The sequence below is a fragment of the Delftia sp. WSY_7 genome (assembly GCF_043104845.1).
Lineage (GTDB): Bacteria > Pseudomonadota > Gammaproteobacteria > Burkholderiales > Burkholderiaceae_C > Comamonas > Comamonas tsuruhatensis.
Map to the genome: position 1 here is coordinate 215838 of NZ_JBICLB010000014.1, position 12228 is coordinate 228065.

Genomic DNA, 12228 nt, shown 5'->3' on the forward strand with positions numbered 1-12228 from the left:
CATTGCTGGCTACACGTCGGCTGGTACAGCGGGCGAGCCTGAGTCAACCTGGGCCAGCCGTGCCGCCCACCATCTCCCGCACCCAGCCCGGCAGCTCGACGGCCTTCTGCCTGGGAAAGTCCACCCAGATGACGGTGCCACCACCGGCCGCGCAGATCACGCCGGGTTCGGAGACGCGTTCCATGGTTCCCCAGGTCTCGAAGGTGGTGCGGCCGGGGTCGCTGACATACATCTTGAGCAGTACTTCGTCGGGATAGGCCAGCTGCTGGTGGAAGTTGCAGAACGCATTGACGATGACCGGCCCCTGCCCACCCGGCGTAGGCGCCATGCCCGCTTCGACCATCCAGTCGATGCGGGCAGTCTCCAGATAGCGGAAGTACATGGCGTTGTTGACATGGCCCATGGCGTCCATGTCGCCCCAGCGCACTTTGAATCGCATCTCGTGAACCCATTTTTTATATTCTGGAATCTCTATGCGCATGCCTGCAGTCTCCTTGTTGTAGCGCCACCGCAAGGCACCATGCCCCGCAGCCCCCGGTCACTGTGCAGCAGGGCGGATTCCCGCGCTGTCACCTATCAGCAACGGCAGGGTCCAAGCACGTCATAGAATCCACCGCATTGCGGCTTTTGCGCTGCAACCGAACAAACGTTCGGTCTGCCGACCATCCTGTTTTTCAATATCCAAGCGAGACACCCCGATGACGAACGAAGAAATCCTGGCCCAGTACGGGCCGCGCGAAGCCATGGAATACGACGTGGTGGTGGTCGGCGGCGGCCCCGGCGGGCTGGCCACGGCCATCCGCCTCAAGCAGCTGGCGGCCGAAAAAGGCCAGGATGTCTCCGTCGTCGTGCTGGAAAAGGGGTCGGAGCCCGGTGCCCACATCCTGTCGGGCGCCATCATGGACCCGCGTGCGCTGACCGAGCTGATCCCTGACTGGAAGGAAAAGGGCGCGCCCCTGACCCAGCCCGTCACCGATGACGCCATGGTCTTCCTGGGCGAGAAATCCGCCCTGCGCACGCCCAACTTCCTGCTGCCGGCCTGCTTCCAGAACCATGGCAACTACATCGTTCGCCTGGGCTACGTGGTCAAGTGGCTGGGCGAGCAGGCCGAGGCACTGGGCGTTGAAATCTTCCCGGGCTTTGCCGCTGCCGAAGTGCTCTACAACGAGGACGGTTCGGTCAAGGGCGTGGCCACCGGCAACATGGGCATCGGCAAGGACGGCGAGCCCACGGGCGAGTTCCAGCTGGGCATGGAGCTGCACGCCAAGTACACGATCTTTGCCGAAGGCTCACGCGGCCATCTGGGCAAGCAGATCATCGCCAAGTACCAGCTGGACGCCGGCAAGGACCCGCAAAGCTACGGCCTGGGCATCAAGGAGTTGTGGGAAATCGACCCGGCACGCCACAAGCCCGGCTTCGTGATGCACACGGCCGGCTGGCCCATGGACAGCAAGACCTACGGCGGCGCCTTCCTCTACCACCTGGACGACAACAAGGTCACGCTGGGCTTCATCACGGGCCTGGACTATGCCAACCCCTACCTGAGCCCCTTCGAGGAATTCCAGCGCTGGAAGACCCATCCCAACATCCGCTACTACCTGGAAGGCGACGAGTCCAAGGGCATCAAGCCGGCCAAGCGCCTGGGCTACGGCGCGCGCGCCATCACGGCCGGCGGCCTGCTGTCCCTGCCCAAGTTCGTGTTCCCGGGCGGCGCGCTCGTGGGCTGCGACGCAGGTTTCCTGAACGTCAGCCGCATCAAGGGCAGCCATGCCGCCATCAAGACCGGCATGCTGGCCGCCGAGGCCGCCTATGACGCCATCGTCGCGGGCCGCCAGGGCGACGAGCTGGGCGCCTATGTCCAGGCCTTCGAGAACAGCTGGCTGTACGAAGAGCTGAACAAGTCGCGCAACTTCAAGGCCTGGTTCAAGAAGGGCCTGACCACGGCCACGCTGATGAACGGCATCGAGCAGTTCGTGCTCAAGGGCAACATCCCCTGGACGCTGCACCGCGACAAGCCCGACCACGCCTACCTGAAGCCGGCGGCCGAGTGCAAGCCCATCGACTACCCCAAGCCCGATGGCAAGCTGACCTTCGACCGCCTGTCCAGCGTCTTCATCAGCAACACCAACCACGCCGAAGACCAGCCCGCCCACCTGACGCTCAAGGACGCCTCGGTGCCCGTGGCCATCAACCTGGCCAAGTACGCAGGCCCCGAGCAGCGCTACTGCCCGGCCGGCGTCTACGAGTTCGTGGACGACACGGCCCAGGGCGGCAAGCGCCTGCAGATCAACGCCCAGAACTGCGTGCACTGCAAGACCTGCGACATCAAGGACCCCACGCAGAACATCGTCTGGGTCACGCCCGAAGGCGGCGGCGGGCCGAACTACGCGGGCATGTGATCCGCGCGCCACACCGGCCCTTCTCTGAAGCCTGCCCAAGCCTGCTTGTGCAGGCTTTTTCTTTGAGCCTCGTCAAAGCAACATCGGTGCAGAAAGCATAGAAGGCCATCCGAAATGCCATCGCACGCAATAAAAATGCACGGCAAAGCCAAAAACAGGCCCTTGAAGACGCAAACCTGCATCGCCAAACCAGTCCAAGACGCATGAAAAAGTTGCACCTAGGGCATTCCCCGCAGATTTCATGCCAATTTTTAGATACAAACCTATAGGTGAAAACCGGGTCGTCCAAACGCCAAGGCGTACAGGGCGGCTGCAGTAGACTTTGCCGCGAAGCGCCGCGACCGTCCTGTGCGGCCTTCTGCTGAGCAAACAGGAACAAACACAAGCACGTTGGAGATACACGTATGAAGCACTTGTCTTGGGCGCCCCTGGGCGCGCTGGCCCTGGCAATTTCCGCCATCGCGGGCGGCGCCCACGCCGCTGACGAGAAGTCGGTCGCAGTGACCGCCATCGTCGAGCACCCTGCACTCGACGCCGTGCGCGACGGCGTGCAGGCCGCGCTCAAGGAAGCAGGCTACGAAGCCGGCAAGAACCTCAAGTGGCAGTACCAGAGTGCCCAGGGCAACACCGGCACGGCCGCGCAGATCGCACGCAAGTTCGTGGGCGACAAGCCTGACGCCATCGTGGCCATCGCCACGCCCTCGGCCCAGGCCGTGGTCGCATCGACCAAGACCGTGCCCGTGGTGTTCTCCGCCGTGACCGACCCCGTGGCCGCCAAGCTGGTGCCCAGCTGGGAGCCGTCCAAGAACAACGTGACCGGCGTGTCCGACCTGCTGGCCCTGGACAAGCAGATGGATCTGGTCAAGCAGGTCGTGCCCAACGCCAAGCGCGTGGGCATGGTCTACAACCCCGGCGAGGCCAACTCCGCCGTGGTGGTCAAGGAACTCAAGGCCCTGCTGCCCAAGCTGGGCATGACCCTGGTGGAAGCCGCCGCACCCCGCTCCGTGGACGTCAGCAGCGCCGCGCGCAGCCTGGTCGGCAAGGTCGATGTGATCTATACCAATACCGACAACAACGTGGTCTCGGCCTACGAGTCGCTGGTCAAGGTCGGCCAGGACGCCAAGATCCCGCTGGTGGCCTCGGACACCGACTCCGTCAAGCGCGGCGCCGTGGCTGCCCTGGGCATCAACTACCGCGATCTGGGCGAGCAGACCGGCCGCATGGTCGTGCGCATCCTCAAGGGCGAAAAGCCCGGCGACATGAAGACCGAAGTCAGCACCAAGATGGAGCTGTTCGTGAATCCCGGCGCCGCCGAGAAGCAAGGCGTCAAGCTGTCCGACGCGCTGGTCAAGTCGGCCGCCCAGGTGATCAAGTAATACCCGGGGTTTGCCTGCCCGGGACCAACCCGGGCAGTGCGCCCACGGTGGCAGGCGCCATGGCAACATGGCCCTGCCCTTTTTTTAAGTCGTTTTCTGTCCCACGCGCCTGTCGCTCCTCCTATGTCTCTTTTCTCATTGCTCGGTGCCGTCGAGATCGGCCTGATCTTCAGCCTGGTGGCGCTGGGCGTCTTCATCTCGTTCAGATTGCTGCGCTTTCCCGACCTCACGGTGGACGGCAGCTTCCCGCTGGGCGGCGCCGTCTGCGCCATCCTGATTTCCACAGGCACCAATCCCTGGCTGGCCACGCTGGCCGGCACGGCCGCAGGCGCGGTGGCAGGCCTGATCACGGGCTGGCTCAATGTGCGCCTGAAGATCATGGACCTGCTGGCCTCCATCCTGATGATGATCGGCCTGTATTCGGTCAACCTGCGCATCATGGGCGGCCCCAACGTGCCGCTGATCAACGAGACCACGCTGTTCACCCTGCTGCAGCCCGACAGCGTGGCCGACTATGTGATGCGCCCGGTGATCCTGTTCGTGATCGTCGTGATCGCCAAGCTGGGCCTGGACTGGTTCTTCGCCACCGAGCGGGGCCTGGCCATCCGCGCCACGGGCTCCAACGCCCGCATGGCACGCTCGCAGGGCGTGAACACCGGCGCCATGATCCTGCTGGGCATGGCGATCTCCAACGGCCTGGTCGGCCTGGCCGGCGCGTTGTTCGTGCAGACCCAGGGCGGCTCGGACATTTCCATGGGCATCGGCACCATCGTCATCGGCCTGGCTGCCGTGATCGTGGGCGAGTCCATCCTGCCTTCGCGCCGCATCGTCTGGGCCACGCTGGCCGTGGTGGTGGGCGCCATCGTGTACCGCTTCTTCATTGCAGCGGCCCTCAACAGCGATTTCATCGGCCTCAAGGCCCAGGATCTGAACCTTGTCACCGCGCTGCTGGTGACCGTCGCCCTGGTGATCCCCCAACTGAAGCGCAAATTTGCGCAGCGCAAGTCCTGATCGCCGGAGAACCCTCATGCTGAGCGCACAACAACTCGAAATCACCTTCAACCCCGGCACGCCCATCGAAACGCGGGCGCTGCGCGGCATGTCGCTGGACATTCCCGACGGCCAGTTCGTCACCGTCATCGGCTCCAACGGCGCCGGCAAGTCCACCTTCCTGAACGCCGTCTCGGGCGACCTGTCCGTGGACAAGGGCCGCATCGAGATCGCCGGCCAGGACATGACGCGCCTGCCCGTGTGGGCACGTTCCGAGCGCGTGGCCCGCGTCTTCCAGGACCCCATGGCGGGCACCTGCGAGGACCTGACCATCGAGGAAAACATGGCCCTGGCCCAGCGCCGCGGCACCTTCCGCCGCCTGAGCCGCGCCGTCAAGGCCGAGATGCGCGACAACTTCCGCGAACGCCTGTCCATCCTGGGCCTGGGCCTGGAAAACCGCCTGACCGACCGCATCGGCCTGCTCTCTGGCGGCCAGCGCCAGGCCGTGAGCCTACTGATGGCGGCGCTGCAGCCTTCGCGCATCCTGCTGCTGGACGAGCACACCGCTGCGCTCGACCCGCGCACGGCCGACTTCGTGCTGCAGCTGACGGCGCGCATCGTCTCCGAGGCCAAGCTCACCACCATGATGGTCACCCACAGCATGCGCCAGGCGCTGGACGTGGGCGAGCGCACGGTGATGCTGCACCAGGGCCAGGTCGTGCTCGACGTCAGCGGCGAGGAACGCGCCCGCATGGACGTGCCCGACCTGCTGCAAATGTTCGAGAAAGTGCGCGGCGAAAAGCTGGCAGACGACGCGCTGCTGCTGGGCTGAGCTGAACTGGGCTGAAACAGCCCGCATAAGATAAAAGGGCGCTGCGGCGCCCTTTTTCACGGCCCCTGCCCTGGCCTTTTGACTTCAGAAAGCCGATCCCCCATGTCCCATCTCCTTTTCAAGGCCGCAAGTGCCGGTGATGTCGCTGCAATCGATGCCCAGCTGGCCCGCGGCGCAGACATAGATTGGCGCCACAAGGGAACCGGCAGGACGGCACTGATCGAGGCCAGCATCCAGCGGCAGCCGCAGGCCGTGGCCGCCCTGCTGCGCCACGGAGCATCGCTCAACCTGCAATGCAAGGCGCTTGGAAGCACGGCATTGGCCTGGGCGGCGAGCCTGGGCGATGCGGCCATCGCTGCAATGCTGCTCTCGCACAATGCCGACATCGAAATCGCCTCGCCCGAGCTGGGCCGCACGGCACTGATGAGCGCCGCGCAGGCCGGCCATACGGAACTGGTGGCCTTGCTTCTGGAGGCAGGTGCCGATCCCGCACCGCTGGATTTTCGCCAGGAAAACGCCTGGGCGCTGGCCCGGGCCAAGGGACATACGCAGGTCATGGCACTGCTGGAGAGGTCTGGCAGCGCCAGCCCGCCGCCGCCTGCAGCACCGCAGGCTCAGGATTGGCCGGACACATCACCGGGCACCGAAACGCAGACGCCTGAACGAGTGGTTCGCGCCTACATCCTGGCCATGGAAGCCTGGGAACGCAAAGGCGTCGCCAGGCACGCCGCATCCGCATCCGCAGCCGCGCCTGAGTTCTGGGCAGAGCAACTGGACATCGTGGCCAAGTACTGCACCTCCAAGCCGCGCGCCTACGCCCACAGCTCTTTTGGCACACCCACCCACCACTCCGCGCAAGACCTGCTGCTGTCGGTGACCCAGCAATCCGCATCGAGAATGGAACTCATCGTTCTTCGCGCCAACGAGTCCATGGCATACGAACACCGTTTCTCCGTACATCGCAAGGCGGGACAGTGGCGCATCGACAGCCTGGCGCGCCGCCTGCACGGAACGCAGAAGTGGGAGCGCGACATTCTCTAGCTGGCCGGCCATCCCGGCGACAGCCAGCCGCCGTCCCGCTAAACCCACACATCGTTCAACGCCGTCCTCTCGCCGCCTTCCTCCCCGGTGTTCAGCACGCCGCGCGGCTCGATCAGCATGAGCCGGGCTTCCCGCTCGGCGCTGGGCTTGTGCTCCGTGCCTTTGGGGACCACGTAGAGCTCGCCCTGGCGCAGCAGCACATGGCCATCACGGAAGTCGATGCGCAGCTCGCCGTCCAGCACCAGGAAGGCTTCATCCGTTTCGGCATGCGAGTGCCAGATGAACTCGCCCTGCACGCGCACGATCTTGAACTGGTAGTCGTTCATCTCGGCGACGACGCGGGGGCTCCACTGGCCGGTGAAGCGGCTGAATTTGTCAGGGAAGTTGATGGCCTCGTAGGGGCGGTTTTCAACGGGGAACGTCATGGGCAGACCTTATGAAAGCGTGTGGAGCCTCCATGCTAGGAAGCGCCTTCCCTGCGGTCTTGCACGATCGTGCAGCTCAGGCCGCGCCCAGGCGCCTGAGCCAGCGTGCGGGCGGCACGCCATAGGCCATGGCGAACTGGCGTGCCATGTGGCTCTGGTCGAAGAACCCGGCCTGCAGGGCAGCCTCGGCCACGGGCTGCCCCGCCAGCAGTAGGCGCCGCACGGTGTCCAGCCGGCGCATGCTCAGGTAGCGGTAGGGGCTGGTGCCGTAGAGCGCGCGGAAATCCCGGCACAATCGCCAGCGGTCCAGGCCGCTGGCCTGGGACAGCGCCTCCAGGGTTACGCCCTGCTCCAGCGAATCATGGATGCAGGCGCGGGCGCGCTCCACGGCCACCAGGTCCGGCAGACGCCTGAGCTTGCGCCGACCGGCCACGGCCTCCAGGGCCAGCGCCAGGTCGTAGAGGGCATCGTCGCGTGCCAGCGGCTCAAGGTCCTCGCCCAGGCATTGCAGCAAGGGCAGCAGCGCAGCCTTGAGCCGGGGATCAGCCGAAAGTCCTCCCTCGACGAAAGGCAAGGGCCTGCCGCCCAGCACCTGCTGGATCAGGGCCGGCTCCACATAGACCATGCGGTAGCGAAAACCTGCGTCGGTGCCCGCGTGGCCGTCATGCAATTCGTCAGGGTGCAGCACCATGGCGCCACCGGGCAGGCTGTGCCGCTGGCTGCGGCGGTAGGCAAAGCTTTGCACGCCGGACAGCGTCAGGCCCAGCGCGTAGGTGTCGTGCCTGTGGGGCGCATAGCCGTGCCCGCCGAAGTAGGCCTCGATACGCTCCAGGCCTGCGCCCAGCTGCGAATGCCGGACCCAGTCGCTGGAGATGCTCGTTTCTGCCATGTGGGTTGGTGGTGAGGGGTGTGCAAAGCAGCCGCAGATGGTAACTGCGGGCCAGTGACCTCAAGGCGAGCAGGCAGGCTGCTCCGCGCCCGGCACGGACTGGATTGCCGGTGCGCGGCGCATGGCCGCCGACACCACCCACCCCAGCAGCGCGATCAGCGCGGCACCCCATTCGGCCTGCTGCAGCCCCCGGGCCGTGGCCTCGCGCAGCGCATCGGGCGCCGTGATTCCGGCCAGCGGCGCGGTGGCCACCATGACCAGCAGGGCCAGCCCCAGCGCCGCGCCCACCTGCTGGGCCGTGGCCGCAATGCCCGAGGCCACGCCCTGCTGCCCAGCCGCCACGCCCTGGCCGGCCACCACCCACATGGCGGTCCAGCACGCGCCCTGGCCCAGGCTGAGCACCACGAAGCCGGGCACCAGCCAGACATAGCTGCCGCCCAGCGGCAGCGCCCAGGCCATGTAGGCCAGGCCGATGGTGCCTGCGGCCCAGCCGCCCACGAGCACGGTGCGCGGCGTGGAGCGGTGCAGCCAGTGTTCGGCCCAGCGGATGCCCAGCGTGCAGACCGCCGTGGGCAGCAGGAAGGCCAGGCCGGCCTGCAGCGGGCTCCAGCCGAAGATCTGCTGGAAATACAGCGCCAGGAAGTAGTACTGCACGCCAAAGCTGCTCATGAAGATCATGGTCAGCAGCATGGCCGCGCGCAGGCTGGGCACGCGCAGCAGGGACAGCGGCATCAGCGGCGAGGCAATGCGCGCCTCGATGCGCCAGAACAGCGCCAGCGCCGCCATGGCCACGGCCAGCGTCCCCAGCGTGGCGGCGCTGGCAAAGCCCCATTCAGGGCCTTGCACCAGGGCCGTCACCAGCAGGCTGCTGCCCACGGTCACGCTCAGGCAGCCGGCCAGATCGAAGCCCTGGCCCGGCGCGGCGCGCCCGGTCTGGGCCGAGGGCGGCAGAAAGCGCAGCGCCGCCATGGCACACGGCCAGGCCACGGGCACCAGCACCCACAGCACCCAGTTCCAGCCCAGCGTCTGCGTGAGCACGCCGCCCAGCAGCGCGCCGGCCGCCAGCCCACCGGCCGACGCCATGCTCCACACGGCCAGGGCGCGGTTGCGCTCGGGCCCGGCCGCATACAAGGTGTTGATCAGCGACAGCGTGGCCGGAAACAGCAGCGCCCCGGCCACGCCCTGCCCTGCGCGGCCCAGCACCAGCTGCCAGGGCTGCGAGGCAAAGCCGCCGACCAGGGAGGCCAGGCCGAACAGCGCCATGCCCGCCACATACATGCGCCGCTTGCCCAGCAGGTCCGCGCAGCGCCCGCCCAGCAGCAGGCAGCCGCCAAAGGCCACGCTGTAGGCACTGACCACCCATTGCAGATGGTGCGCGTCCATCTGCAGCTGCTGGCCCATGGCGTCGAGCGCGACGAAGACGATGGTGGCATCCAGCGCAATCAGCAGCTGGGACAGGGACAGCAGCGCCAGGGCGGCGCGCGGGTGGCGCAGGGCGCCGGGGGAATCGGTCATTGGCATGGCGCCGATCCTAATTAATGCACTTGTGAAGATAAACAGCAGATTTTCATTTTTCTTATGCAAAACTGCATTAATCGAATCTGGAGACATGCCATGGATCTCAACGCCGTGCACCTGCTCATCAAGGTGGCCGAAAGCCGCAGCTTCACCCAGGCCGCCACGCTGCTGGGCACCAGCCAGCCACGCATCTCGCGCGCCGTGGCGCAGCTGGAGAAAGACCTGGGCACGCGGCTGCTGCACCGCAATACGCGCAGCGTCTCGCTCACGCCTGATGGCTGTGCGCTGGTGGACCGCTGCGCCCCGCTGATCGCCGGGCTGGAAGAGGCGCGCCAGCTGGTCAGCGACCGGCGCTGCGCGCCCAGCGGCGTGCTGCGCATGACGGCGCCGTCCATGCTGGGCCGCATCGTGCTGGTGCCGCTGCTGGGGCAGTTGCTGCGCGAGCATCCGCAGCTGCAGATCGACACCAGCTTCACCGACCGCATGGTGGACATGGTGGAAGAAGGTTTTGACGCCGCCGTGCGCATAGGCCCGCTGGCCGACAGCCGCATGATCGCCCGCGCCCTGCCGCCGCTGCGCTGGGTGACCGTGGCCTCGCCCGCCTACCTGGCGGCGCGCGGCACGCCGCAGACGCTGCAGGAGCTGGCGCAGCACAGCTGCATGGCCGTCTACAACCACTACCTGGGCCGGCGCGTGCCCTGGCAGTTCCTGGCGGGCAACGGCGAGATGCTGGACTGGCCGGCGCCGCAGACCGTGACCTTCGACAGCGGCGACCCGCTGGTGGAAGGCTCGCTGGGCGGCCTGGGCGTGGCCCAGGTCATGGAGTTCGCGGTGCGCGAGCACCTGCAGGCGGGCAGGCTGGTGCGGCTGCTGCCCCAGCACGAAGGCCGCGCCCGCGAGCTGTCCCTGGTCTACCCGCGCACGCGCCAGGCTTCGCCGCGCATCAAGGCACTGGCACAACTGCTGCTGGCGCAGACACAGTGGTGAGGCGGCAGCGGCCAGCCGAGCTGGCGTGGCGCCGCACACACAGTGGGTGCTGATTCAGTTCCGCTTATGTGGGTGAAGGGGGATTAAACTCCTGCCTTTCCACGATGGCAGCGTTCTCGGACAATCACGCCTTTTCGTGGTGCATGCACCTTGATGGGGCCGCGACACAGCGGCTCTTTTGTTTTTCCTGTTTTGCATTCCTGCCCCCGCGCCGGCCAGCGGCCGCGCGGGATCTGATCCACCAATCGACACATCCATGGCAGCAGACAACTCCAAGAATGCCGCTCCCACCGCGCTCAGGCGCGAACTCAAGGCGCGGCATCTGTCCATGATCGCCATCGGCGGCTCCATCGGCACCGGCCTCTTCGTTGCCTCGGGCGCCACCATCTCGCAGGCCGGCCCCGGCGGCGCCCTGCTGGCCTACATGATCGTGGGCCTGATGGTCTACTTCCTCATGACCAGCCTCGGCGAAATGGCCGCGAACCTGCCCGTCTCGGGCTCGTTCGCCACCTACGGCGCGCGCTATGTGGACGAAGGCTTCGGCTTCGCGCTGGGCTGGAACTACTGGTACAACTGGGCCGTCACCATTGCCGTGGACCTGGTGGCCGCCCAGCTGGTCATGGCCTACTGGTTCCCCGACGGCAACGGCATGCTGTGGAGCGCCCTGTTCCTGGCCATCATGTTCGGCCTCAACGCCATCTCGGTCAAAGGCTTCGGCGAGGCCGAGTACTGGTTCGCCGCCATCAAGGTGACCACCGTCATCCTCTTCATCGGCGTGGGCGTGCTCATGATCATGGGCATCGTGCGGGGCGGCGCGCCTGAAGGCGTCTGGGGCAACTTTGCCCTGTGGAGCCAGGGCGACGCGCCCTTTGCGGGCGGTTTCTCGGCGCTGATCGGCGTGGCCATGATCGTGGGCTTTTCCTTCCAGGGCACGGAGCTGATCGGCATTGCCGCTGGCGAATCCGAGAACCCCGCCAAGAACGTGCCCCGCGCCGTGCGCCAGGTGTTCTGGCGCATTTTGCTGTTCTACGTCCTGGCCATCCTGGTCATCAGCCTGCTGATCCCCTACACCGATCCGCAACTGCTCAAGAACGACCTGGGCGACATCAGCGTGAGCCCCTTCACCCTGGTCTTCGAGCGCGCGGGCCTGCTGTCGGCCGCCGCCGTGATGAACGCCGTGGTGCTGACCTCGGTGCTGTCGGCCGGCAACTCCGGCATGTACGCCTCCACGCGCATGCTCTACACGCTGGCCTGCCAGCGCATGGCGCCGCGCATGTTCTCGTACGTCAACAAGCGCGGCGTGCCCACGATGGCCCTGCTGGCCACCACGGTCGTGGCTGCGCTGTGCTTTCTGACCAACATCTTCAGCCCCCAGCTGGTCTACATCTGGCTGCTGAATCTGTCGGGCATGACGGGCTTCATCGCCTGGCTGGGCATCGCCATCAGCCACTACCGCTTCCGCAAGGGCTACGAGGCCCAGGGCCTGGACCTGAACCGGCTGCCCTACCGTGCATCGTGGTTCCCGTTCGGCCCCATCTTCGCCTTCGTGCTGTGCATGGTGATCACGCTGGGCCAGAACTACGAGGCCTTCATGGCAGACCGCATCGACTGGACCGGCGTGGTCGCCACCTATATCGGCCTGCCGTTGTTCCTGCTGATCTGGGGCGGCTACCGCCTGGTCAAGGGCACGCACATCGTGCAGTACAAGGACATGCAGCTGGGCTCCAACGTCGACTGACGCCCTCCCAGTCCCCATGAAAACAGCCCGCAG

At 66.4% G+C, this 12228-nt stretch carries 11 protein-coding genes; 7 read left to right on the plus strand and 4 right to left on the minus strand.

All coding sequences use genetic code 11. From position 1 onward, the window contains the following. Positions 1-43 precede the first annotated feature (43 nt). The gene (locus ACF8ME_RS07250; protein ID WP_016446312.1) at positions 44-481 is read right to left on the minus strand and encodes a thioesterase family protein; all 438 of its coding nucleotides are present in this window, start codon (positions 479-481) and stop codon (positions 44-46) included. 217 nt (positions 482-698) lie between these two features. Between ACF8ME_RS07250 and ACF8ME_RS07255 the strand changes: the two genes are divergently transcribed. The 5 genes from ACF8ME_RS07255 (at position 699) to ACF8ME_RS07275 (ending at position 6638) form a co-directional block, all read left to right on the plus strand. Continuing rightward, positions 699-2399, plus strand: coding sequence for an electron transfer flavoprotein-ubiquinone oxidoreductase (locus tag ACF8ME_RS07255; RefSeq protein ID WP_016446313.1), 1701 nt, complete (start codon positions 699-701; stop codon positions 2397-2399). A gap of 404 nt (positions 2400-2803) precedes the next feature. Beyond that, positions 2804-3775 carry an ABC transporter substrate-binding protein gene (locus ACF8ME_RS07260; protein ID WP_012206114.1) on the plus strand — a complete coding sequence of 324 codons (972 nt, stop codon included), beginning with the start codon at positions 2804-2806 and terminating at the stop codon, positions 3773-3775. Positions 3776-3898: 123 nt separating this feature from the next. Continuing rightward, the gene (locus ACF8ME_RS07265) at positions 3899-4786 is read left to right on the plus strand and encodes an ABC transporter permease (RefSeq protein WP_043825488.1); all 888 of its coding nucleotides are present in this window, start codon (positions 3899-3901) and stop codon (positions 4784-4786) included. A 16-nt stretch (positions 4787-4802) separates the two neighbouring features. Beyond that, on the plus strand, positions 4803-5597 hold the full coding sequence (locus ACF8ME_RS07270) for an ABC transporter ATP-binding protein (protein WP_016446316.1): 795 nt from the start codon (positions 4803-4805) through the stop codon (positions 5595-5597). A 102-nt stretch (positions 5598-5699) separates the two neighbouring features. After that, positions 5700-6638, plus strand: a complete 939-nt coding sequence (locus ACF8ME_RS07275; protein ID WP_392415864.1) for an ankyrin repeat domain-containing protein — start codon at positions 5700-5702, stop codon at positions 6636-6638. 38 nt (positions 6639-6676) lie between these two features. Here the strand turns inward: ACF8ME_RS07275 and ACF8ME_RS07280 are convergent, their stop codons facing one another. The 3 genes from ACF8ME_RS07280 to ACF8ME_RS07290 form a co-directional block, all read right to left on the minus strand. Next, on the minus strand, positions 6677-7063 hold the full coding sequence (locus ACF8ME_RS07280) for a cupin domain-containing protein (RefSeq protein WP_160852402.1): 387 nt from the start codon (positions 7061-7063) through the stop codon (positions 6677-6679). A 76-nt stretch (positions 7064-7139) separates the two neighbouring features. Beyond that, positions 7140-7952 carry an AraC family transcriptional regulator gene (locus tag ACF8ME_RS07285; protein WP_312841472.1) on the minus strand — a complete coding sequence of 271 codons (813 nt, stop codon included), beginning with the start codon at positions 7950-7952 and terminating at the stop codon, positions 7140-7142. A gap of 60 nt (positions 7953-8012) precedes the next feature. Next, entirely contained in the window at positions 8013-9473 is a 1461-nt protein-coding gene (locus ACF8ME_RS07290) for an MFS transporter (protein WP_392415867.1), read from the minus strand. A 93-nt stretch (positions 9474-9566) separates the two neighbouring features. On the opposite strand from ACF8ME_RS07290, the gene ACF8ME_RS07295 reads away from it, so the two are divergent. Next, complete coding sequence (locus ACF8ME_RS07295) at positions 9567-10457, plus strand: LysR family transcriptional regulator (protein ID WP_012206120.1); 891 nt, start codon at positions 9567-9569, stop codon at positions 10455-10457. A gap of 256 nt (positions 10458-10713) precedes the next feature. Beyond that, positions 10714-12195, plus strand: a complete 1482-nt coding sequence (locus ACF8ME_RS07300) for an amino acid permease (RefSeq protein WP_392415869.1) — start codon at positions 10714-10716, stop codon at positions 12193-12195. Positions 12196-12228 lie beyond the last annotated feature (33 nt).